General features: G+C 72.2%; 23 protein-coding genes. 11 read left to right on the top strand and 12 right to left on the bottom strand.

The features are described from left to right. Window positions 1-3: 3 nt before the first annotated feature. A complete protein-coding gene (gene sigJ / locus ACFYOS_RS25140; protein ID WP_387146289.1) occupies window positions 4-957 on the bottom strand; it encodes an RNA polymerase sigma factor SigJ in 954 nt (317 codons plus the stop codon). 128 nt (window positions 958-1085) lie between these two features. On the opposite strand from sigJ, the gene ACFYOS_RS25135 reads away from it, so the two are divergent. The 3 genes from ACFYOS_RS25135 (at window position 1086) to ACFYOS_RS25125 (ending at window position 3828) form a co-directional block, all read left to right on the top strand. After that, the gene (locus ACFYOS_RS25135; protein WP_387146286.1) at window positions 1086-2063 is read left to right on the top strand and encodes a PPK2 family polyphosphate kinase; all 978 of its coding nucleotides are present in this window, start codon (window positions 1086-1088) and stop codon (window positions 2061-2063) included. A 132-nt stretch (window positions 2064-2195) separates the two neighbouring features. Beyond that, window positions 2196-2822 (top strand): DUF47 domain-containing protein, encoded by a 627-nt coding sequence (locus ACFYOS_RS25130; RefSeq protein ID WP_073837884.1) that lies wholly within the window; start codon window positions 2196-2198, stop codon window positions 2820-2822. Between the two features lie 4 nt (window positions 2823-2826). After that, a complete protein-coding gene (locus tag ACFYOS_RS25125; RefSeq protein WP_387146282.1) occupies window positions 2827-3828 on the top strand; it encodes an anion permease in 1002 nt (333 codons plus the stop codon). Window positions 3829-3870: 42 nt separating this feature from the next. On the opposite strand, the gene ACFYOS_RS25120 is transcribed toward ACFYOS_RS25125, so the two are convergent. Beyond that, window positions 3871-4839, bottom strand: a complete 969-nt coding sequence (locus tag ACFYOS_RS25120) for a Gfo/Idh/MocA family protein (RefSeq protein ID WP_387146279.1) — start codon at window positions 4837-4839, stop codon at window positions 3871-3873. 70 nt (window positions 4840-4909) lie between these two features. Here ACFYOS_RS25120 and ACFYOS_RS25115 point away from each other — a divergent pair, with 70 nt between their 5' ends. Then, entirely contained in the window at window positions 4910-5737 is an 828-nt protein-coding gene (locus tag ACFYOS_RS25115; protein WP_387146276.1) for an NUDIX hydrolase, read from the top strand. A 12-nt stretch (window positions 5738-5749) separates the two neighbouring features. Here the strand turns inward: ACFYOS_RS25115 and ACFYOS_RS25110 are convergent, their stop codons facing one another. Then, a complete protein-coding gene (locus tag ACFYOS_RS25110; RefSeq protein WP_387146273.1) occupies window positions 5750-6706 on the bottom strand; it encodes a helix-turn-helix transcriptional regulator in 957 nt (318 codons plus the stop codon). Window positions 6707-6768: 62 nt separating this feature from the next. On the opposite strand from ACFYOS_RS25110, the gene ACFYOS_RS25105 reads away from it, so the two are divergent. Next, on the top strand, window positions 6769-7956 hold the full coding sequence (locus tag ACFYOS_RS25105; protein ID WP_387146270.1) for an epoxide hydrolase family protein: 1188 nt from the start codon (window positions 6769-6771) through the stop codon (window positions 7954-7956). Between the two features lie 59 nt (window positions 7957-8015). Here ACFYOS_RS25105 and pstB read toward each other — a convergent pair whose 3' ends face one another. The 7 genes from pstB to ACFYOS_RS25070 form a co-directional block, all read right to left on the bottom strand. After that, the gene (gene pstB, locus ACFYOS_RS25100) at window positions 8016-8792 is read right to left on the bottom strand and encodes a phosphate ABC transporter ATP-binding protein PstB (RefSeq protein WP_387146267.1); all 777 of its coding nucleotides are present in this window, start codon (window positions 8790-8792) and stop codon (window positions 8016-8018) included. 20 nt (window positions 8793-8812) lie between these two features. Then, window positions 8813-9904: a phosphate ABC transporter permease PstA gene (gene pstA, locus ACFYOS_RS25095; RefSeq protein WP_387146263.1), complete on the bottom strand. Its 1092-nt coding sequence runs from the start codon at window positions 9902-9904 to the stop codon at window positions 8813-8815. Next, a complete protein-coding gene (pstC, locus tag ACFYOS_RS25090; RefSeq protein WP_387146260.1) occupies window positions 9901-10989 on the bottom strand; it encodes a phosphate ABC transporter permease subunit PstC in 1089 nt (362 codons plus the stop codon). Before pstC ends, pstA begins: the two co-directional genes overlap by 4 nt. Before the next feature lie 32 nt (window positions 10990-11021). Beyond that, window positions 11022-12125 carry a phosphate ABC transporter substrate-binding protein PstS gene (gene pstS, locus ACFYOS_RS25085; protein ID WP_387146257.1) on the bottom strand — a complete coding sequence of 368 codons (1104 nt, stop codon included), beginning with the start codon at window positions 12123-12125 and terminating at the stop codon, window positions 11022-11024. Window positions 12126-12425: 300 nt separating this feature from the next. After that, window positions 12426-13352: a mycothiol synthase gene (gene mshD / locus ACFYOS_RS25080; RefSeq protein WP_387146254.1), complete on the bottom strand. Its 927-nt coding sequence runs from the start codon at window positions 13350-13352 to the stop codon at window positions 12426-12428. A 66-nt stretch (window positions 13353-13418) separates the two neighbouring features. Continuing rightward, entirely contained in the window at window positions 13419-14264 is an 846-nt protein-coding gene (locus ACFYOS_RS25075) for a polysaccharide deacetylase family protein (protein WP_387146475.1), read from the bottom strand. 180 nt (window positions 14265-14444) lie between these two features. Further along, window positions 14445-15158 carry a winged-helix domain-containing protein gene (locus tag ACFYOS_RS25070; protein ID WP_387146251.1) on the bottom strand — a complete coding sequence of 238 codons (714 nt, stop codon included), beginning with the start codon at window positions 15156-15158 and terminating at the stop codon, window positions 14445-14447. Window positions 15159-15413: 255 nt separating this feature from the next. Between ACFYOS_RS25070 and ACFYOS_RS25065 the strand changes: the two genes are divergently transcribed. The 6 genes from ACFYOS_RS25065 (at window position 15414) to ACFYOS_RS25040 (ending at window position 19962) form a co-directional block, all read left to right on the top strand. Next, the gene (locus ACFYOS_RS25065; protein ID WP_387146248.1) at window positions 15414-16463 is read left to right on the top strand and encodes a hypothetical protein; all 1050 of its coding nucleotides are present in this window, start codon (window positions 15414-15416) and stop codon (window positions 16461-16463) included. A 104-nt stretch (window positions 16464-16567) separates the two neighbouring features. Then, window positions 16568-17353 carry a DUF2993 domain-containing protein gene (locus tag ACFYOS_RS25060; RefSeq protein WP_387146245.1) on the top strand — a complete coding sequence of 262 codons (786 nt, stop codon included), beginning with the start codon at window positions 16568-16570 and terminating at the stop codon, window positions 17351-17353. 122 nt (window positions 17354-17475) lie between these two features. Beyond that, complete coding sequence (locus ACFYOS_RS25055; protein ID WP_311202345.1) at window positions 17476-17553, top strand: Ms5788A family Cys-rich leader peptide; 78 nt, start codon at window positions 17476-17478, stop codon at window positions 17551-17553. Between the two features lie 205 nt (window positions 17554-17758). Next, complete coding sequence (locus ACFYOS_RS25050) at window positions 17759-18607, top strand: sulfurtransferase (protein WP_387146242.1); 849 nt, start codon at window positions 17759-17761, stop codon at window positions 18605-18607. Window positions 18608-18612: 5 nt separating this feature from the next. Next, window positions 18613-18954 (top strand): DUF1416 domain-containing protein, encoded by a 342-nt coding sequence (locus ACFYOS_RS25045; RefSeq protein WP_387146239.1) that lies wholly within the window; start codon window positions 18613-18615, stop codon window positions 18952-18954. A gap of 141 nt (window positions 18955-19095) precedes the next feature. Beyond that, entirely contained in the window at window positions 19096-19962 is an 867-nt protein-coding gene (locus ACFYOS_RS25040; RefSeq protein WP_387146237.1) for a hypothetical protein, read from the top strand. A 5-nt stretch (window positions 19963-19967) separates the two neighbouring features. Here ACFYOS_RS25040 and ACFYOS_RS25035 read toward each other — a convergent pair whose 3' ends face one another. Continuing rightward, on the bottom strand, window positions 19968-22022 hold the full coding sequence (locus ACFYOS_RS25035; protein ID WP_387146234.1) for a glycogen debranching N-terminal domain-containing protein: 2055 nt from the start codon (window positions 22020-22022) through the stop codon (window positions 19968-19970). Beyond that, window positions 22019-22399 carry an SCP2 sterol-binding domain-containing protein gene (locus tag ACFYOS_RS25030; protein WP_387146230.1) on the bottom strand — a complete coding sequence of 127 codons (381 nt, stop codon included), beginning with the start codon at window positions 22397-22399 and terminating at the stop codon, window positions 22019-22021. The genes ACFYOS_RS25035 and ACFYOS_RS25030 overlap by 4 nt, the downstream gene beginning before the upstream one ends. Between the last annotated feature and the right edge of the window lie 173 nt (window positions 22400-22572).

Genomic DNA, 22572 nt, shown 5'->3' with positions numbered 1-22572 from the left:
CCGTCAGTGCGGCGGCCAGCCGGCCTGCGTCCCGACCGCCGGCAGCCGGGTCACCTTCTCCGGGTTGAGCTGGTTGAAGACGCCGGTGATCCGGCCCTCGTGCACGGCGAACGAGGTGACCATGCGGATCGGCCGCCCGTCCCGGTAGACGGTCTCCGCCTGCCACCCCAGTGCACCGTCCACCAGCACGGGCCGGGCCAGCACCTTCCCGCCGTACCGGCGACCCTGGCCGAACAGGCCCAGGATGAAGCGGCTGACCAGCTCCGCCCCGACCACCGGGCGGCGGGCCGCCGGGAAGTGCCCGCCGCTGTCGCCGATCAGCACCACGTCCGGGGCGAGCACCTGGACCAGCCGGTCCAGCTCGCCGGACTCCACGGCGGCGGTGAAGGCCGCCAGCACCCGCTGCTGCTCGGCCAGGTCGGCGGTGTGCCGGGGGACGTCCGGGCCGCTCACCGCCCGGCGACCCCGCGAGGCGAGTTGCCGGGCCGCGGCCGGGGTGGTGCCGAGCACCTCGGCGACCGTGGCGAACGGCACGGCGAAGACGTCGTGCAGCACGAACGCGACCCGCTGTTCCGGGGTCAGCCGCTCCAGCACCAGCAGCAGCGCGGTGCCGAGCTGGTCGGCGCGGACCGCCCGCTCGGCCGGGTCCGGGGCGAACCCGTTCGCCGTGGGCAGCTCGCTCACCATCGGTTCCGGCAGCCACTGGCCGGGGTAGGCCTCCCGGCGTACCCGGGCGGAGCGGAGCACGTCCAGGCAGATCCGTGAGCAGGTGGTGGTCAGCCAGGCACGCAGCTCCCGGACCTGGGCGCGGGTGGCCGGATCGGCGAGCGCCGACGCGTACCGCAGCCAGGTCTCCTGCACCGCGTCCTCGGCCTCGCTCCGGCTACCCAGCATCCGGTACGCGACCGCCATGAGGTGGCCGCGCTCCGCCTCGAACTCCGCCGCCAGATCCGCCACGCCCGCTCCCTCCCCGATGGAACACATTCTCCCCCCACCCCTGGACGTTTCACGAGGGCGGGGGCGACGAGGGCCGGGCGGGGACTGCTCGGGAGGCGGGGGTGGGCGGGCTGGGTGAGGATCGGGGGATGAGCGGAGTCGACGAGGTGGTGCGGCCCGAGGGCGGGTCGGTGCGGGAGCTGCTGCGGGTGGCTCCCGGGGCGGTGGAGCTGGCGGCGATCGACCCCCGGTCGACCCCGGGCCTGCCGGCGGCGGCCGGCACCGGGAAGCAGCGCAAGGAGTGGGCGCGGGCGCAAGTGGAGCTGCTCGGCGCGGAGCTCGGTCGCCAGCAGGAGATGCTGTACGCCGCCGCGAAGGAGGCGGCCGGGCCGGAGGCACCCGCCAGCGCCCCCACCCAGGCCGGCGCGCACCTGGGCGGCCAGCGCCCGCGCCGGGTGCTGCTCGTGCTCCAGGCGATGGACTGCGGGGGCAAGGACGGCACGATCAAGCGGGTGGCCGGCGCGATGAACCCGCTCGGTCTGCACATCCGGTCGTTCGGGCCGCCCACCGAGGAGGAGCGGCGGCACGACTTCCTCTGGCGGATCCGGCGCGCCCTGCCGCCGCCCGGGTACGTGGGCGTCTTCAACCGCTCGCACTACGAGGACGTGCTGGTCGCCCGGGTCGAGGGGCTGGTCGACGAGCCCACCTGGCGGGCCCGGTACGACATGATCAACGACTTCGAGTGGGAGCTGACCGAGGGCTCGATCACCCTGGTGAAGGTGATGCTGCACATCTCGTACGCCGAGCAGGGCGAGCGGCTGATGGAGCGGCTCACCGACCCGACCAGGTACTGGAAGTACAACCCCAGCGACCTGGACACCCGGGCCCGCTGGGACGACTACCAGGCCGCGTACGCGGACGCGCTGCGCCGCTGCGGCACGGACGCCGCGCCCTGGTTCGTGGTGCCGGCGGACCGGAAGTGGTACCGCGACTGGGCGGTGGCCCACCTGCTGCGGGAGACGTTCGACGCGTTGGATCTGGGGTATCCGGCAGCCGATTTTGACGTCGAGCGGGAGCGCGAGCGGTTGCGGAGCCAGAACGAGAGGGCCAAGGTGAACGGCGGGTGAACGAGCGGTGAATCGGGCCTGACCAGGGGTGGGCCGGCGGATGCCCGGTTCCGCGGGGTACCTAGCATGCCCAGAGCACGCGCCCTTCGGGGCGACGGCCACCCTTCCACCGACACTGACGAGGTCCGTGCTGTGAAGTTTTCCTTCCGTCCCACCGAGGGCGCTTTCTACGAGCTCTTCACCAGGGCCGCGCAGAACCTGGTGCGGGGTACCGAGCTCCTCAACGAGCTGGCGCTGCCCGGCGTCGATGTGCAGTCGGTCAGCGAGCGGCTGACCGAGGTCGAGCACGACAGCGACCAGATCACCCACGAGCTGTTCAAGAAGATCAACTCTACCTTCATCACCCCGTTCGACCGGGAGGACATCTACCGGCTGGGCTCGCTGCTCGACGACGTGATGGACCACCTGGAGGCGGTCGGCAACCTGCTCTACCTGTACGGCCTGACCAAGCTCCCCGCGCTGCCGCGCGAGCTGCACGAGCTGGTCAACGTGCTGGACCAGCAGGCCAAGCTGACCGCCGACGCGATGCCGCAGCTGCGGTCGATGAAGAACCTCGAGGACTACTGGATCGAGTGCAACCGCCTCGAGAACGACGGCGACCAGGCGTACCGCATGCTGCTGGTCCGCCTCTTCTCCGGCGAGTACGACGCGCTCACCGTGCTGAAGATGAAGGAGGTGGCCGACGAGCTGGAGGCCGCCTGCGACGCCTTCGAGCACGTGGCGAACACCGTCGAGACCATCGCGGTCAAGGAGTCCTGATCCCGTGACTCCCGAACTCATCGCCGTGCTGGCGGTGATCGTGGTCGCCATGGCCTTCGACTACACGAACGGCTTCCATGACGCGGCCAACGCGATCGCCACCAGCGTCTCCACCCGGGCGCTGACCCCCCGGTTCGCCCTCGCACTGGCCGCCGTCGGCAACTTCGTCGGTGCGCACTTCGGCGCCGGCGTGGCCAAGACCGTCGGCGACGGCCTGGTCACCCTGCCCACCGGCGTGACCAGCCTGGGGGTGGTCTTCGCCGGCGTGCTCGGCGCCATCGCCTGGAACCTGATCACCTGGTACTTCGGCCTGCCGTCGTCCTCCTCGCACGCCCTCTTCGGCGGCCTGGTCGGCGCCACCCTCTTCTCCGGCGGCGTCGTGCAGTGGGGCAACATCGTCGACAAGGTCATCATCCCGATGGTGCTCTCGCCGGTGGTCGGCCTGGTGCTCGGCTTCCTGGTCATGCTGGCGATCCTCTGGCTGTTCCGGAAGGGGCAGCCGGCCAAGCTGAACCGCGGCTTCCGCTGGGCGCAGACCGCCTCGGCCGCCGCTATGTCCGTCGGCCACGGCATGCAGGACGCCGCCAAGACCATGGGCATCATCGTCCTGGCCCTGTACACCGGCGGCTTCCAGCACGATAAGACGCACATCCCCGGCTGGGTGTTCTGGACCTCGGCGGCCATGCTGGCGGCCGGCACCTACGCGGGCGGCTGGCGGATCATCCGGACCCTCGGCCGGAAGATCATCGACCTGGGCCCGCCGGAGGGCTTCGCGGCCGAGACGGTGGCCAGCGCGGTGCTCTACTTCAACGCCCTGGTGCTGAAGGCCCCGATCTCCACCACGCACACGATCACCTCGGCGATCATGGGCGTGGGCGCGACCAAGCGGCTCACCGCGGTCCGCTGGAACGTGGCCGGCAACATCGTGATCGCCTGGATCATCACGTTCCCGGCGGCGGCGGCCATCGCCTGCCTGGCGTACCTGCTGGTCCGCCCGCTGTTCTGAGCGCATGAACGTGAGGGGTCCCCCGCCGCGGCGGGGGACCCCTCACGCGTACGAGACGCCGATCCGGGCGCGGATGTCGTCCAGCAGCGCCATCACCTCAAGGGTGGCGGCGTGCGGCACCAGTGGGCTCTCGGTCAGCCCGGCGGCCAGGCAGCGCTGCACCTCGATCGCCTCATCCTGGTAGCCGCCGCCGGTCAGGTCCGCCGGGATGGTCTCCGGCTCCGCGCCGAGCCGGTGCAGCACCGCCGCGCCCGGCCGGTAGAACGGCTCGGGCAGGTCGATCCGGCCGGCCGTGCCGGTGATCGAGGCGGTGATCGCGGTGGCGCCGACCATCCCGCAGCCCAGCGTCGCCACCGCGCCGAAATCCCAGCCGAACACGATGCCGGTGTTCTCGTCCACGCCCTCCGGGCTCAGCTTCGCCCAGGCCTGCACGTGCTGTGGCACACCGAGCAGCAGGTGGGCCAGGCTCACCGGGTAGACGCCGAGATCGAGCAGGGCCCCGCCGCCCAGCGTCCGGGCCCGCATCCGGTGCTCGGGCGGGAACGGGCCGGCCGCCCCGAAATCCGCCCGTACGCTCGTCACCTCGCCGATCGCGCCCGCCCGGACCAGATCCAGCACCTTCAGGATCAGCGGGTTGGTCCGCATCCACATGGCCTCCATCAGGAAGAGGCCGCGGGCCCGGGCGGTCTCGACCAGCTCGGTGGTGGTCGCCAGGTCGAGCGTGCACGGCTTCTCCACCAGCACGGCCTTGTCGCCGGCCAGGCAGGTCATGGCCGCCTCGTGGTGGGCGGCGTGCGGGGTCGCCACGTAGATGACGTCCACGTCCGGGTCCGCGGCCAACTCCGCCCAGGAGGCGTACGCCCGGGGGACGTCGTGCCGGGCGGCGAAGAGCTCGGCGCTCTCCCGGGTCCGCGAGCCGACCGCGACCAGTTCCGCCCCCGGCACCAGCCGCAGGTCCTCGGCGAAACGTCCCGCGATGTGGCCGGTGGCCAGGACTCCCCAACGCGTCATGCCGGCACGCTATCCCGGACGGCCACCAGCCGGGCGGATGATCCACCGGTCGGGAACTAGGCTGGTCAGAATGACGATCGACGGCTTCGCCGCACCCCCCGCCCTGGTGGAGCACGCCCGCCGGTTCCACGCCGAGGGTGGCGTCCCGGCCGTGCCGCGGGTCGCGGCCACCGTGCTGCTGCTCCGCCCGTCCGGCGCGGAGTTCGAGGTGTACCTGATCCGCCGGGTCGCCGCGATGACCTTCGGCGGGATGTACGCCTTCCCCGGCGGCGGGGTGGACCGCTCCGACTCGCAGGCGCACCTGGACTGGGCCGGCCCCGAGCCGGCCGCCTGGGGCGACCGCCTCGGCCTCGCCCCGGACGCCGCCCAGGCGGTGGTCTGCGCGGCGGCGCGGGAGATCTTCGAGGAGGCCGGGGTGCTGCTGGCCGGCCCGGATGCGGCGACCGTGGTCGGGGACGTGAGCGGCGACGACTGGGAGAACGCCCGGCAGGATCTGGAGGCCCGCCGGACCGGCTTCGCCGACCTACTGGCCGGGCGACGGCTCACCCTCCGGTCCGACCTGCTGCTGCCGTGGAGCCGGTGGATCACCCCCGAGTTCGAGCCGCGGCGCTTCGACACGTACTTCTTCGTGGCCCTGCTGCCGGAGGGGCAGCGGACCCGGGACGTCTCGGGCGAGGCCGACCACACCCTGTGGCTCCGCCCGGCGGACGCCCTCACCCGGGCGACGGCCGGCGAGCTGACCATGCTGCCGCCGACGATGGTCACCCTGGCCGAGGTCGCCGCCGCCGGCGACCTCGCGGGCGTGGCCCGCGCGGCGGCGGACCGCGACGCCGCCACCCCGGTCACCCCCCGTCTCGACCTCCCCGACGACGGCGAGCCCCGGTTCGTCCTGGGCTGAGCCGCGTCGGCGTCACCCGGCCGCGCGCCGGTAGCGCTCGCCGAGGGTACGCAGCAGGGCGGCCAGCTCCGGTGGGTCCTGGACGGTGAAGTCGGCGTCGAGGAGGCCGAGCCACACCGCGACGGTCTCCAGCCGGTCGGCGCCGGTGTGCAGGACGCAGCGGTCCGCGTCGACCGGCTCGACGGTGCCCACTGCCGGGTTGATCCGCTCGGCCACCACCTCCGCTGGGGCGTGCACCAGGACCCGGGCCCGGTGCCGCCAGGCGGCCGAGGAGACCCCGCGCCGGACCTGGTCCACCACGTCCTCGGGCAGCTCCCGGGGCGCGAACCGCGGGCCGGTCGGGGTACGCGGGCTGATCCTGTCCACCCGGAAGGTCCGCCAGTCGTCCCGCCGCGGGTCGAAGGCCACCAGGTACCAGCGGCGGCCCCAGTTGACCAGCCGGTACGGCTCGACGTCCCGGCGGTCCGTCGTCCCGTCGTGCCGGACGTAATCGAAGTGCAGCCGCTCCCGGTCCCGGCAGGCCGCGCTGATCGTGCTGAGCGTCGCCGCGGCCACGGTCGGGCCGGGTTCGTCGTGCGGCACCCGGACGGTGTGCGTGTGCAGCGCGGCGACCCGGCGCCGTAGCCGGTGGGGGAGCACCTGTTCCAGCTTCGCCAGCGCCCGCAGCGAGGTCTCCTCGATCCCGGTCACGCTGCCCGCGGCGGCGGTCCGCAGCCCGACTGCCACCGCCACCGCCTCCTCGTCGTCGAGCAGCAGCGGTGGCAGGGCCGCTCCCGCGCCGAGCCGGTACCCGCCGACCGCGCCCCGGGTGCCGTGCACCGGGTAGCCGAGGGCGCGCAGCCGCTCCACGTCGTTGCGGACGGTCCGGGTGCTCACCGACAGGCGCTCGGCCAGTTCGGTGCCGGTCCATTCGCGCGGGGTCTGCAACAGCGACAGCAGGCGCAGCAGCCGCGCCGAGGTCTCCAACATTCCTCGGATTCTGCCCCTGTATTAGGAACAAGGCGTTCCTAATCGACCTCTACGGTCGAGTCATGCCTGAGAACACCGCGATCGTTCCGTTCCGTATCGACATCCCGCAGGCCGAGCTGGACGACCTCGCCGACCGGCTGGCCCGGACCCGGTGGACCGAGGAAGTGCCCGCCGGCTCGGCGGAGGCCCCGGCCGGGCCGATCCCACCCGGCTGGGAGTACGGCGTCCCGCTCGGCTACGTCAAGCGGCTCGCCGAGCGCTGGCGGACGACGTACGACTGGCGGGCCTGGGAGGCGAAGCTCAACGCGTACCCGCAGTTCACCACAGAGATCGACGGGCAGAGGGTGCACTTCCTGCACGTCCGGTCGCCCAGGCCGGATGCCACCCCGCTGATCCTCACCCACGGCTGGCCGACCACCGTGGTCGAGTGGCTGGACGTGATCGGGCCGCTGACCGACCCCCGGGCCCACGGCGGCGACCCGGCCGACGCGTTCCACCTGGTCATCCCGTCGGTCCCCGGGTTCGGTTTCTCCGGCCCGACCTGGGAGCGGGGCTGGAACCGGTTCCGGGTCGCCCGCGCCTGGGCGGAGCTGATGCGCCGCCTCGGGTACGACCGCTACGGCGCGGCCGGCAATGACCTCGGCGCGTTCGTCTCGCCAGAGGTGGGCCGGGTCGACCCGGAGCACGTGCTCGGCGTACACGTCACCCAAGTCTTCTCGCTGCCCTCGGGCGACCCGGACGAGCTGGCCGCGCTCACCGAGGAGGAGCGGGGCAAGGTGGCGTTCGCCGACTGGTTCGTGCAGCGACGGGGCGGCTACGACAAGCTGCACTCGACCGAGCCGCAGAACGTGGCGCACGCGCTGGCCGACTCACCGGTGGGCCTGCTCGCCTGGTTGGCGCAGCTGATGGGGGAGCAGCTCGACCCCGACTACGTGCTGACCAACGCGACGATCTACTGGCTGACCAACACCGCCGCCTCCTCGGCCCGCTACTACTACGAGGACGCCGAGGTGGTCCCGCCGACGCAGAAGGTCAACGGCCGGGGCACCGAGCCGCTGGAGCCGACCACGGTGCCGCTCGGGCTGGCCAACTTCGCCTGGGATTTCCAGTCGATCCGTACGCTCGCCGAGCGGGACCACAAGAACATCGTCTCCTGGCAGACCTACGACCGGGGCAGCCACTTTGCCGCGCACGACGTCCCCGACCTGCTGGTGCAGGACGTCCGGCGGTTCTTCGCGCGGCTGCGCTGAACACGCGGAAGGCCCCGGTCGGGATCGACCGGGGCCCGCGCGGACCGGGAACCAGCGGCTCAGCCGAAGCGGCCGGTGATGTAGTCCTCGGTCTTCTTCACGCTCGGGTTGCTGAAGATCTTCTGGGTGTTGTCGTACTCGATCAGCCGGCCCGGGTCGCCCGTCCGCTCGATGGAGAAGAACGCGGTCCGGTCCGACACCCGGGCGGCCTGCTGCATGTTGTGCGTGACGATGACGATGGTGAACTTGTCCTTGAGCTGGAACATCAGGTCCTCGATGGCCAGCGTGGAGATCGGGTCGAGGGCCGAGCAGGGCTCGTCCATCAGCACCACCTGCGGCTCGACCGCGATGGTCCGCGCGATGCAGAGCCGCTGCTGCTGACCGCCGGAGAGCCCGGCGCCCGGCTTGCCGAGCCGGTCCTTCACCTCGTCCCAGAGGTTCGCCGAGCGGAGCGCCTTCTCGGCCGCCTCCTCCAGGATGGACTTCCGCTTCACGCCGTTGAGCCGCAGCCCGGCCACCACGTTCTCGAAGATGCTCATGGTGGGGAACGGGTTGGGCCGCTGGAAGACCATGCCGATCATCCGGCGGACCGCGGTCACGTCGACGTCCCGGTCGTAGATGTCCTGGTTGTCGATGGTCAGGCTGCCCTCGACCCGGGCGCCGGGAAGCACCTCGTGCATCCGGTTGATCGACCGCAGGAAGGTCGACTTGCCGCAGCCCGACGGGCCGATCAGGGCGGTCACCGTCTTCGGCTCGACGGTCAGGCTGATGTTCTCGATCGCCTTGAAGCCCCCGTAGTACGCGGTGACGTTCGTGGCTTCGATGCGCTTGGCCATGGTGGCGGTACCTCCGGGGTTCATCGGGCGAGCCGGTTGCGACGGGCCAGCAACTTCGCCGCGATGGTCAGGATGAGAACGAGGGCGACCAGGGTCAGCGCCGCGGTCCACGCCCGCGCCGGCGAGTACTTCGAGGCATCGCCGGCCTGCTGGTAGACGAAGAGAGCCAGCGACGACTGGTTGTTCTCGAACGGGTTGAAGTTGATCGCGGCGCCGCCGCCGGCGACGAGCAGCACCGGGGCGGTCTCGCCGGCGGCCCGCGCGATGGCGAGCATCACGCCGGTAACGATGCCCGGCATTGCCGTCGGCAAAACGACCCGCAGGATGGTCTTCCACTTCGGCACGCCGAGGGCGTACGCGCCCTCACGCAGCGGCGCCGGGACGAGGCGGAGCATCTCCTCGGTGGAGCGGACCACGGTCGGCAGCATGAGCACGCTCAGCGCCAGCGCGGCGGCGAAGCCGGAGAAGCCCGGCCGGCCGTCGTTGAACACCGGGGAGACGATCAGCACCCAGAAGGCCAGGATGAACAGGCCGGCGACGATCGACGGGATGCCGGTCATCACGTCCACGAAGAAGCGGATGGTGAAGGCGAACCGGCCCCGGCCGTACTCCACCACGTAGATCGCGCAGAGCACCCCGAGCGGGACGGTGATCAGGGTGGCGATGCCGACCTGCTCCAGCGTGCCCACGATGGCGTGGTACGCGCCGCCGTTCGCGTCCCGTGCCCCGATGTTGTTCATCGAGGTGCCGAAGAAGTTGCCGTCCAGCCGCTCGACGCCCTTGCTGACCAGGGTCCAGACCACCGAGGCCAGCGGCAGCAAGGCCAGCACGAAGGCGGAGTGGATCAGCGCGCTCCAGGTGCGGTTGCGGGCGGACCGGCGGCCCTCCACCGCGTTGGCCGCGACGAAGAGGCCGGTCAGGTAGAGCAGGGCGGCCACGACCACGACCAGGACCGGGCCGCCGATGCCGGCGCCGTACACGATGCCGGCGGCGGCCAGCAGGGCCACGACGGCGACGGCGGGCGCGACGTACGCCGGAAGCCGCCGGGCCCGCAGCGTGGCCGGCTGTGCCGGCGGCCGCGGGCGGTGGTTGGTGACGGTGGTGGTGGTCATGCGGCCGACTCCGTGAATTCGCGGCGGCGGTAGATGATCGCCCGCGCGGTGATGTTGACGATCAGCGTGATCGCGAAGAGCACCAGGCCGGAGGCGATGAGCGCGCCGCGGCCGGTGTCGTTCGCCTCGCCGAACGCGTTGGCGATGTTCGCGGCGATGGTGTTGCCGCCGTTCTGGATCAGGTTGAAGGAGATGCCGAACGTGATGCCGAGGGTCATCGCCAGGGCGATGGTCTCCCCGAGCGCCCGGCCCAGGCCGAGCATCACCGCGGCGATGATGCCGGGCCGGCCGTACGGCAGCACGGCGGTGCGGATCGTCTCCCAGCGGGTGGCCCCCAGCGCCAGGGCCGCCTCCTCGTTGGCCCGGGGCGTCTGGAGGAAGACCTCGCGGGAGAGCGAGGTGATGATCGGCAGCACCATGATCGCCAGGACCAGGGCGCCCAGCAGGATCGACCTTCCGAACGGGCCGTCCCCGCCGAAGATCGGGATCCAGCTGAAGTACTTGTTCAGCCAGACGGAGAAGTCCCGCACCGGGTTGATGAAGATGTCCCGCCCCCAGAGACCGAAGACCACGCTGGGCACGGCGGCCAGCAGGTCGATCAGGAAGCCGAGCGCGGTGCCCAGCCGGCGGGGCGCGTAGTGGGACAGGTAGAGGGCGATGCCCAGGGCCACCGGTACGGCCATGAGCAGCGCGAGGGCCGAACTGAGGACGGTGCCGAAGGCGAGCGTGCCGATGCCGAACTTCGGCTGGGCCTGGTTCGGCGACCAGCCCTCGTAGGTCCAGAAGTTCTCGGTGTTCGCGCGCAGCGCCGGCACGGCCTTGGAGATCAGGAAGACCGCGATGGCCGCGATGATGACCAGCACGGCGGTGCCGGCGGCCATGGTGAGGCCACGGAAGGCCTTTTCCGCACCGAACGCCTTGGCCCGGGGCAGCGCGCCGCCGCCGCCGAGCCCGTTGTCAGGCGTACGAGGGGTTCCGGGGATCTCGGCCACACGCGCCGAGGCACCGGCGGACCACCCGTCACTCTTGGTGACGGTGTGGCCGCCGGTGCCGGCGTGCGCCGAGCGCTGAGGGATCTGACCCATCTGCTCGCTCGCTTCGAAAGTGGTGGTTACGGTCAGGAGAGGTTCTTGACCGCGGCCTCGACCTTGGTGCGGACCGAGTCCGGCAGCGGGGCGTAGCCCAGCTCGGAGAGCTGCGACTGGCCCTCGCTGCTGGCCGCGTAGCCGAGCAGACCCTTGACCAGGGGGAGCTTGTCGGCCGCGAGGCCCTTGCTGCAGGCGATCTCGTAGGTCACCAGGACGATCGGGTAGGCCCCGGCCTCCGTGGTGTTGTAGTCGATCGACATCTTCAGGTCGTCGCCCTGGCCCTCGACCTTGGCGCCGGCGATGGTCTTGCCGGCGGCGTCGCCGGTCAGCTCGGTGAACTCACCGGCACCGTTCTTGATCTTGGCCTTCTTCAGACCCGAGTTGTCGGCGAAGGAGAGCTCCATGTAGCCGATCGAGCCGTCCGCGCCCTTGACCGCGCTGGCCACACCGTCCGAGCCCTTGGCGCCGGTGCCGCCCGGGGCCTTCCACGCCTTGGCGTGGTCGAGGGTCCAGTCGGCGGAGGCGGACTTCGACAGGTACTTGGTGAAGTTGTCGGTGGTGCCCGACTCGTCCGAGCGGTGGACGGTCTGGATGGTGGTCGACGGGAGCTTGGCGTCCGGGTTGTCGGCCTTGATCGCGGCGTCGTCCCACTTGGTGACCTTGCCGGTGAAGATCTTGGCCAGGGTGGGCGCGCTGAGCTGGAGGTTGTCCACGCCGGTCACGTTGTAGGCGACCGCGATCGGGCCGATGACCATCGGCAGGTGGATGGCCTGGCCGCCGGCGCACTTGGCGTCGGCCTGCGGCTGCTCCTCGGGCTTGAGGGCCGAGTCGGAGCCGGCGAAGTCGGCGGTGCCGGCGATGAAGGCCTGGATGCCGGCGCCCGAGCCGGAGGGCTCGTAGTTGATGGTGGTGCCGGCGCACTTCTGCTGGTAGGCCTTGATCCACTCGGCCATGGCGTTCTTCTGCGCGGAGGAGCCCTGCGCGTTCAGCGTGCCCTTGCCGCAGTCGACGGCGGCGGCGGAGCCGGAGGCGGAGGTGCCGGTCGGCTCGTTGTTGTCCGAGCCGCACGCGCTGAGACCGAGCACCGCGGTAAGAGCCAGGCAGGCGATGGCGCCGTGCCGCTGGAGCTTCACTTGAGGGGTTTCCCTTCACGTCTTTGGTCAGGTCGCCCGGGGCGGGCCCGGGTGCCGGCACTGACCGGCTGACACGAAAGCTAGAAGTGCCAGGTAGCCGGTTCGCCGGTCGGAAGTGAACGGAAGATGAACAGGTGCGGCCGGCGGCGTGGCCGTGGGCTGAGGAAGGGTTGTCCGTTACGTGAACTCGCGGCCCACTATCGCAAAAAATACGATTTTTCCGGGCAGTCGTTATCCGGCCGAGTCCACCGCGTGACGCTGCCGTGACCGCTGGGCGGGCCGGGCATCGGTCACCGGGGCTCAGCCGAGGTGGTAGTTGACGTGGGCCGACCAGCGGGCGAAGCCGAGCCGTTCGTAGAGCGCCACCGCCGCGGTGTTGGACTCGTCGACGTAGAGCATCACCCGGTCCAGTCCCCGCCGGTCCCGCAGGTACGCCAGCCCGGCCGTGGTGAGCGCCCGCCCGAGCCCGCCCCGGTGCGCGGTCGGGTCCACCCCGAGCACGTAGACCTCGCCGATCCGGGCCGAGCCGGGCCGCTCGTGCACCTTGGTCCAGTGGAAGCCGAGCAGGCGGCCGGTCGCGGAGTCCGCCGCGAGCAGGAAGCCGGCCGGGTCGAACCACGGCTCGGCGAGGCGTACCCGCAGGTCGGCAAGGGTCCACCGGCCCTGCTCGGGGTGTTGGGCGAACGCGGCGCTGTTGACCGCGAGCCAGGCCTCGTCGTCCTCGCCGGGGCGGAACGCGCGCAGCTCGACGCCGTCGGACAGGACCGGCTCGGGAAGGGCCGCGGTCAGCGGTCGGCGTAGCTGCCAGAGCACCCGGGCGCGGGCGAAGCCCAGGTCGACCGCGAGCGCGGCGGCCGACGGGTGGTCGCCGTGCGCCCAGGCCCGCAGCGGCCCGGACGCCGCGGCCAGCACGCCACGGGCCAGCGCCCGTCCGGTGCCCCGCCGCCGGTACGCCGGGTGCACCGCCAGCTCGACCCCGATTCCGCCCGTCGGGTCGGTGGTGTCGAGGTGGGCGTAGCCGGTGAGGGTGTTGTCGGTGGCCCGGGCGGTGAGGTGCACGGCCGGCGCCTCCGGGTCCCGCAGCCGCAGCAGCACGTGCTCGTCCAGCGGGTCGGCGCCGTCCGCGTCCCCGGCGATGCGAGCCAGCGCCAGCACCTCGGCCACCTCGACCGGCGCCAACCGGTCGGCGCGGACGACACGGTCGGCGGTCGGCGCGGTGCTGCTCATCCCGCCACCGTAGTCCGCGGCGAGCCGCCGATCATGCCGGACGCGGGCGCGGGCCGGTGGTGGTCGTCACGTCGTGTCGGTCGGCAGGGCCTCCAGCTGGAACCGGTCCAGCAGCGCGGGCAGGAGGCGCTGCAACGCCTCGACCGTGCCCGAACGGTCGCCGCCGGCGTCGTGCATCAGCACGATCGAACCCGGTCGCGTCTGGGACATCACCGTGGTGGTGATCTTCGCGGCGCCCGGCGCCTGCCAGTCCGACGGGTCGACCGCCCAGTGCAGCGGGGTCATGCCCAGCTCCTCGCAGGCCGACACCACCGGGGGGGTCCAGGCCCCGCCGGGCTGCCGGAAGTACGCGATCGGCGCGTCCGGCACCGCGGCCCGGATCGCGTCACTGGTCCGCAGCAGGTCGGCCCGGATCGCGTCCGGCGACCGCTTGCCCAGCGCAATGTCGTGGTTCCAGGAGTGGTTGCAGAGCGTGTGCCCGTCGGCCACGATCGCCTCGATCAGGTCCGGGTGCTCCTGGGCGTTCTGCCCCACCACGCAGAAGGTGGCCTTGACGCCGTACTCCTTGAGCAGGGCGAGTACCTGGGGGGTGTACTGCGGGTCCGGTCCGTCGTCGAAGGTCAGCGCGACCCGGGACGAGCCGGTGGAGATCCGGCTGCCGTACGGGCCCTCGCCGTCGTCGGCCGGCTGCCGGCGATCCTCGGACGGGCTGGGGCTCACGGTGGCCGGTGCCGGAAAGTCGGTGGCGGGCGGCTGCTCGGCGTAGTGCGGCCTGGTCACGCTGGCGGCGACCCCGGTGCTCCGATGCGGCTGCTCGGGGACCAGGCTGCGGCCGAGCGCGTACGTCGAGGTGAGCAGGGCGGCCAACACCAGGATCACCATGCCGGCCGCGCGGATCGTCGTGGCCCGCATCAGCAGTTCCGCCCGTTCGGATCCCGGCACGGACCTGACATCGCCCCCGTGGTCACCACACGCACCGTTGCCCCCCTTAAGCCCGACCAATCCGGCAGCCAGCATAGAACCGGCCAGTCAGGTAAAAAGGGGCATATGGTGGGGCAGTCCTCCGAAGAGGGAAAGTGGGCGGGCCTGCGGTCAGACGGGCAGCGGGGCGGGCTCCGACTCCGGCAGCGAACGCGACGGCGGCACGACGAACTTGTAGCCGACCTGGCGCACGGTGCCGATCATCGACTCGTACTCCGAGCCGAGCTTGGCGCGCAGCCGCCGGACGTGCACGTCGACGGTGCGGGTGCCGCCGAAGTAGTCGTACCCCCAGACCTCGCGGAGCAGCTGGTCCCGGGTGAACACCCGGCCGGGGTGCTGGGCCAGGAACTTCAGCAGCTCGAACTCCTTGTAGGTGAGGTCGAGCGGGCGACCCTTGAGCTTCGCCGCGTAGGTGTCCGGGTCGATGGTGAGCTCGCCGGCCCGGATCGAGCCGCCGGCACCGGCCGTCGCGCTGCTCAACCGGCCGACCGCGAGCCGCAGCCGGGCCTCCACCTCGGCCGGCCCCGCCCCGGCCAGGATGACGTCGTCCACGCCCCAGTCCGCGTTCAGCGCGATCAGGCCGGCCTCGGTGACCACCGCGACCAGCGGCACGCCGAGCCCGGTGGCGTGCAGCATCCGACAGGTCGCGCGCGCCTCGCTCAACTCGGAGCGGGCGTCCACCAGCACGGCGTCCGGGCTCGGGCCGGAGACCAGCGTGCGTACGTCGCGCGGCGCGGTGCGGACCGAGTGCGGCAGCAGGTCGAGCGCCGGCAGCACCGCCGATGGTTCACCTGCGCGCGCGGTCACCAGCAGCAGGAGCTCCACACGATCACCTCCGTCCCGGCGGCCCTACGACCGCGCGCGACCAGCGGCACTCCGGGGCAGGGGTGGCGCGCTGAGAACTTGCGTGGGTCCCGGCGTCGCTGACGGGCGGGTAGCGGCTTGAGCGTAACCGATTGCCCGCCCTTCACCTCCGTGCCCTTTCCTGTTTGTCCGATCTGCCCCTGATCGCGGGTCAGGTTTTAACGTTGCCGAAACCGTGACCTCCGCCGGGGCGGCCCGGTCTGGCACGATCGGGGCGTGTTTCCCTCGACCTCGCCCGACGCGGGCCACGACCGGTGGGCCGACGACGCGCGTCCGGGGCCGGCCGGCCCCTCCCGTGGCTACCCGCCGGGCCCGCGCACCGGCCCGGCCGACGACGGCGGGGCGCAGCCCGGGCGGAAGGGCCCCCGCCGGCTCCGCAAGGGCGGTCCGGGACGGCGGCCCGACGACGCCGTGGACGAAGAGCCCGTGGAGGAGGTGCCGCCGGTTCCGGTACGCCGCCCGCTGGCCCTCACCGTGGCCGGCTTCGCCGCGCTGCTCGGCGTCGGCCTGGTGCTCGGCGCGCAGACCGCCGGCCCGGGGCACCGGCTGCCCTTCGCGTTCATCATCTTCGGCGTCCAACTGCTCTTCGTGCTCGCCTGGACGATGGCCATGCGGCCGCCCGCGCTGCTGGTGGTCGCGCTGGTCAGCGCCGCGGTGGCCGGCATCGCCGACGCCGCGGCCGTGCAGTCCGAGATCGCCGCGCTGGCCCCGCTCGGGTACGCCGCGGCCGCCGGCTTCGTGCTCGGCGTGCTCGGCCAGTTGGTCCGCCGGGTGGACCGGGTGCGGGTGACCGACTCGCTCGGCAGCACCCTGCTGATCGTGGTCGGCGTGGTGGCCTTCGCCACGCTGATCGTCCTCAGCCGGATCCCGAAGGGCACCCAGGCGATCACGGTCTGCCTCACCGCCACCGGCGTCGCCCTTCTGGTGGCCCGGCTGACCGACGCGGTGGCGCCCTGGCCGCGGCTCGCCCCGCAGGTGCCGCGGGGCGCCGCCGGCGTCGTCGCGGGCGCCATGCTCGGCACCCTGACCAGCGCGGTGCTCGGCAGCTACCTGGTCGGCTTCACCCCGACCAGCGCCGCCCTGGTCGGGCTGGTCACGGCGGCCACCGCCGTGCTGGCCGACCTCGCCGTGGGGTACGCGGAGGCGGGCCGGCTGATGGCCGGCGAGCCGCCGACGATGTGGGTCGCCCGGCACATGCAGGGCCCGCTCGGCGGGTTCGCCCTGGCCGCACCGGCGGCGTACGTCATGTGTGTGCTCTTCCTCTGAGCGTGCGGTTGGGGAATCGACGCCTCGGGTAAGTACCGTTGCGCCCCGGGCGGCGCGGACGTCGCCCGGCGGGACGGTGACCGGCAGCGAGGACAGGAGGCGGCGTGGCAGAGGCCTACCCGGCGTACGAGGAACGGCCCCGGCGGCGCGGCCGGAAGTTGCTGATCGGTTTCGTCGTCCTGCTCCTGGTCCTGGCCGGGCTGCTGGCCGTCGCCGACCGGGTGGCGGCCGGGGTGGCCGAGCGGGCCATCGCCGACCAGGTGAAGCAGGAGGTCGCCAAGCAGGACGCGCAGTCCGCCCCACCCAAGGTCGACGTGGGCGGCTTCCCGTTCCTCACCCAGGTGCTCGCGGGCAGGTACGAGCACATCTCGGTCGTGCTGACCGACGTGCAGGGCAAGGTGCAGGGCGACGCGGTCAGCGTGCCCCGGCTCGACATGGACGCCCGCAACGTGAAGGCGTCGCTGGACACCCTCCGATCCGGGCAGGGGGACGTGGTCGCGGAGCGCGTCGACGGTCGCGGCACGATCACGTACGACAGCCTGGCGAAGCTGCTCGACCGGCCCGGCCTGAAGCTGGGGGAGCAGAACGGCAAGCTGGCGGTCACCGCGCCGGTGGACATCCTGGGCGCCAAGTTCACCGTCAACGGCACGGCCGACGTGACGGTCGCGAACGGCAAGGTGGCCCTGAAGTTCAAGGACCTGACCGCCGAGGGCCTGCCGAACCTGCCGCTGGCCAGGAGGGCGCTGGCCAACTACGCCCAGGCCATCTCGATCAACGTGCCCCTGCCGCAGTTGCCGTTCCAACTCAACGTCCGCAAGGTGGAACCGAAGCCGGACGGGCTGGTGGTCACCGCCGACGCGAAGAACGTGCCCATCAACTCCGTCCGCTGACGGAATCTCCGCGCACGGCCCGACCACCGGTCGGGCCGTGCGCGTCCTCCGGGCCGGTGGCCCGTCCCGGATGCTGGTCGGCCCGGTGGCTTCGGCCGGACCGGCTGGTAGTGTCCCTTTCCATGGGGACGCTCCTCACCAAACGGCGCGCGGTCGACCTGTGCCGCGTGGCCACCTGCCTGTGTCGCCCCGTCATCTGACGGCGGGGCTGTCCTCGGCCGCCTAGGCGGCCACCGGCACGCAGGGTCCGCGTACCCTCCGGTGTCTCCCTTCTCGCCCGGCAGCGGCGCCGTCGCACGTACCCGTGATCCGTTCCTAGTCCTGGGTCCCGCGCGTGGTGCGACAATCATCAACTTCGATCTCCGCGCGCAGGCTCACCCTCCATCCTCACCAGGGAGTGATCTGATGAGTCGCGACACCGCACTCCTCTCGGCCGAGTGGGCCGAGAAGAACATCGACGCCCCGGGCGTCGTCTTCGTCGAGGTCGACGAGGACACCTCGGCCTACGACACCGGCCACCTCGCCGGTGCCGTCAAGCTCGACTGGAGGACCGACCTCCAGGACCCGGTCCGCCGGGACTTCGTCAACCAGGCGCAGTTCGCCGCGCTGCTCTCCGCGCGTGGCATCGGCAACGACGACACCGTGATCCTCTACGGCGGCAACAACAACTGGTTCGCCGCGTACGCGTACTGGTACTTCAAGCTCTACGGCCACCGGGACGTGAAGCTGCTCGACGGCGGCCGCAAGAAGTGGGAGCTGGACGCCCGCCCGCTGGTCACCGACCCGGTGGAGCGCCCGGCGACGGCGTACGTCGCGCAGGAGCCGGACGCCTCGATCCGTGCCTTCCGTGACGAGGTGGTCGCCGCGATCGGCATCAGGAACCTGGTCGACGTGCGCAGCCCCGACGAGTACGCCGGCCGGCTGCTCGCCCCCGCCCACCTGCCGCAGGAGCAGGCCCAGCGGGCCGGCCACGTGCCGACCGCGATCAGCGTCCCGTGGTCCAAGGCGGCCAACGAGGACGGCACCTTCAAGTCCGACGACGAGCTGCGCAAGATCTACGCCGACGCCGGCCTCGACGACGGCAAGGAGACCATCGCCTACTGCCGGATCGGCGAGCGCTCCTCGCACACCTGGTTCGTGCTCCAGGAGCTGCTCGGCCACCGCAACGTGAAGAACTACGACGGATCCTGGACCGAGTACGGCTCGCTGGTCGGCGTGCCGGTGGCGCTCGGCGATGAGCCGGGGGAGGCCTGATCAGCATGACTGCTCCTACCGCAGCAACTGCTGCCACCGCCGCCGGTTGCGCCGCTCCGGACCAGGCCGCCCCGCTGCCGGCCAGCCTGGACCTGGAGAAGGAGACCGTCATCACCGGCCTGGTCAAGGCCGAGTCCGGTGAGACCGTCCCGGGCGCGTACGTCCGGCTGCTCGACTCCACCGGCGAGTTCACCGCCGAGGTGGTGACCTCCCCGGCGGGCCAGTTCCGGTTCTTCGCCGCGCCGGGCTCCTGGACCCTGCGGGCGCTCTCCCGGCACGGCAACGGCGACACCGCCGTCACCGCCGCCCGCGGGATCAACGAGGTGACCGTCACGGTCGCCGCCTGACCCACGCTCTGATTCGTGGCCCGTCATCCCCTTCGGGGGTGGCGGGCCACTGGCGTGTCCGCCCCGCGGTCCGCGGCGAACACTGGCCTGTGGGCTGACCGGGCCGGCGGGGGCGTCGCCGCCGCGTGACACGATGGCCCGGTGAGTGGTGCCGTCCAGACGGGGTACGCCCCCCCGCCGTCCCGTCCCGACCAGCCGGCGTCCGGCCGGCGTTGGCTGCGCTGGCTGGTGGCCGCGACCGTGGCGTGGGCGGTGCTGCTCGTCGGAGTGACCTGGTGGTCGGTGCGGCACGACCCGCCGACCGTGAAGGAGCAACGCTCGCTGGACCAGGCCGGGCCGGTGGTGGACCGGGCGGTCGGCCGGCTGACCGCGGCCGTCGGGCGGGACGGGGTGTCGGCGATCGTGCCGGACCGGATCGAACGGGGCTGCCGGGTCACGCCGCTGGAGGACGGCGCCGAGTTGGCCCGCGGCGTGGAGGTCGTCATCGCCGGTGACGACGTACGCGATCTGCTCCAGCGGGTGGCCGACCGGCTGCCGCCGAGCTGGCGGGCGGGCGTCGCGGCGTCCGCCGACGGGCCGGTGCTGCGCGCCGACGCCGGCGAATTCGTCGCCGTCGAGGGCCGCGCCAGCGGGCCCGGTCGGGTGCTGCTCACCGCCGCCACCGGCTGTCGACCGGTCGGCGCCGGCTACCGGCCCCCGACGGCCGCGGCCGAGGGCGAGTCCGCCGAGGCCACCCGCGCCGTGCGTCGCTGGGGCGGCGCGGCCGGGCCGGTCCAGGTGCTCGCGGCGCCCTGCCCCGGGGGTGGCACGGCCCGGACCGCCCGGGCCGAGACCGCCGGCGGCCCGACCGGGTCACCACTGGCGGCGGCGTTCCGGGACGCCGCCGATGGCGCCCAGGTGGTACGCGACTCCGACGACCGCTACGCCCTCCGGGGCGGCGTCTCGATCCTGGCCGAGCGCGCCGGCGACCGGGTGCGGGTGGCCGTCACCACCCCCTGCCCCGGCTGACCAGGTCAGTGCCCGCGACGGTCGTCGTGCGGGCTCCGGCTGCGGCCCAGGGCGTCCACCCGGCCCCACCGGCCAGGGATGTCGAGCAACTCCACCCGGCCCATCCCGTCGGGCACGGCGGGGTCGATGATCAGGTGCTCGCCCTGCGGTTCCAGGCCGAGCATCACCCGCAGCAGCAGCAGCGGCGTGCCGGCCGACCAGGCCTGGGGACTGCACGCGGTCGGGTACTGCACCGGGTAGTCGGTGAGATCGCGCTCGTAGCCGGCGAACGCCTCGGGGAGCCGCCCGTGGAAGTAGCGGGAGGCGCTGAGCATCGCGTCGCAGATCTGGCCGGACTCCTTTCGGAAGCCGTACCTCGAGAGTCCCCAGGCGATGATCGAGTTGTCGAACGGCCAGACCGTGCCGACGTGGTAGCCGATCGGGTTGTAGCGACCCTGGTCGTCGGCGAGGGTCCGCACGCCCCAGCCGGAGAAGAGGCGCGGCCCGAGCAGGTGCCGGGCGACCGCCGGCGCCCGTGACTCGTCGACGATGCCGGTCCACAGCAGGTGGCCGATGTTGGAGGAAAGGGCGTCCACCTGCCGCCCGTCCGGGTCCAGGGCCAGCGCGTAGTACTCCCGGTCCGGGATCCAGAAGTCCCGGTTGAACCGCTCCTTCAGCGCCGCCGCCTCGCGCTCCAGCCGGTCGGCGTACGCGGGGTCGTTCCAGAACGTCCGGGCCAGCCGGGCGCCGCGCAGCTTGGCGTCGTAGGCGTATCCCTGCAGTTCGCAGGTGGCCCGGGGGAAGCCGGGCAGCCGGCCGTCGGAGTAGGAGATCGAGTCCCAGGAGTCCTTCCAGCACTGGTTCGCCAGGCCGGTCTCCGGGTTCCGGGTCAGGTACGAGACGTACCCGGTGCCGAGCAGGTCCCCGTACGTGTCGATCCAGGCCAGCGCCGCCCGGGTCTGGTGCTCCAGCATCCGGACCAGGTTGGTGTCCCCGGTCCACCGCTCGTACTCGTCGAGCAGGATCACGAACAACGCGGTGGAGTCGGCCGAGCCGTAGTACGGGGAGTGCGGCTGTTCCTCGAAGCCGGCGGTCTCGCCGTACCGCAGCTCGTGCAGGATCTTGCCGGGCTCCTCGTCCCGGAAGTCGTCCACCCGGCTGCCCTGCAGGCCGGCCAGGCTCAGGATGGTCGGCGGCACCAGCTCGGGCAGGAACGGCAGCACCTGGAGCGAGGTGAAGAGGCTGTCCCGCCCGAACAGGGTCATGAACCAGGGCAGGCCGGCGGCGAGCAGCCGTACGCCGAGCGCGATCGACTCGTACCGGAGGGCGGTCAGGTCGTTGAGGCTGCGCCGGTACGCCCCGGCCAGCGGCTCGCAGTCGCAGCCCAGCTTCGGGGCCTGCGCGATCAGCTCGTTCTGCTCGGCGTGGATGGCCGCGACCGAGCGGTGGCCGCCCAGCGGCAGGGTGGCCCGGATGTCCTCGCCCCGGGCGCCGTAGATGACCGTGCCGATGTGCAGCCGGGTGGTCCATTCGCCGTGCGGCCCGACCCGGATCCGGTAGCTCATGCCGCCCTCGTCGATGTCGGCGGGTGCGGTGGTGCTGATCACGGCCTCCCGGTGGAAGCCTTCCCGGCGGTAGATGAGCCGGAGCTCGTTCTCGCCGACGGTCGGCGTGGTGCGGCCCTTCTTCTGCCGCTTGTGCTTTATCTCGAACAGGTCGGCGAAGTCGGAGCCGATCTCGAGCCGGAGCACGAACTCGGCCTCCTGCTCCGCGTGGTTGAGCAGGGTCAGCTCCTCGTCGAAGCTGCCGCCGACCGTCCGGCTGCGGATCACCGACACCTTGGCGTCCAGGTAGTGCGTCGGCTCGCCGGGGACCAGGAAGAACCTGGTCCGGTACGACTGCGAGTCGTCGATGGAGAGGGCGTGCAGCTTCTCGCCGTTGAGGGTGAGGATCCAGGTGGAGATGAACCGGGTGTCGAAGGAGAAGAGCCCGGTGGGGAAGTCGAAGGACGGCTCGATGTTGCCGCGTCGGTCGCTGACCAGGAAGGTGTTGCCGTCCAGGATGCTGACCCGCTCCTTCATCCCGACCGGCCGACGTGCTCACGGGCGATCTGGCGGGGGTCGCGGGTGCCGGGCGGGTCGGGGAAGAAGCGGCGGAAGAGCAGGAACAGCAGCACGTTGCCGCTGAACGTGGCCTCGTTGCGGAACACCGCCGCCATGGCGGCCGCGCGACCGGTGGTCAGCTCCTCGAACAGCTTGGCGCCGACGGTGAAGGTGGCGTCGGCCGCCCGTCGCTCACGGCTCACCCGGGCCGTCCCGGGCGCCAGCTCCACGTACCAATGCTCCGTGCGGTTGCCTTCGGTCAGGTCGACCTGGAGGGTGCCGCTGGTCGGGCCGCGCAGCACCGCCGGGGCATGCGCCGGCAGCGACGCGAAGAACTTCTCGATCGCCTCACCCACAGGGGAATCGTAGGCAGCGGCCGGACATGTCGGGTCATTATTGGCGCTCCGCCCAGAACGGACACAGTCCGCGGCCGGCTAGACGAGTAAGTCCTAAGCGTGGTCAGTGGTCGTAGGCGATCAGTGACCTGGTGAGGGGTGCTCCGTTGGCCCTGTTGTGCCAGATCGCGGCG

The organism is Micromonospora sp. NPDC005806, assembly GCF_042871425.1.
Lineage (GTDB): Bacteria > Actinomycetota > Actinomycetes > Mycobacteriales > Micromonosporaceae > Micromonospora.
This window is presented reverse-complemented; position numbering and strand designations above follow the sequence as displayed.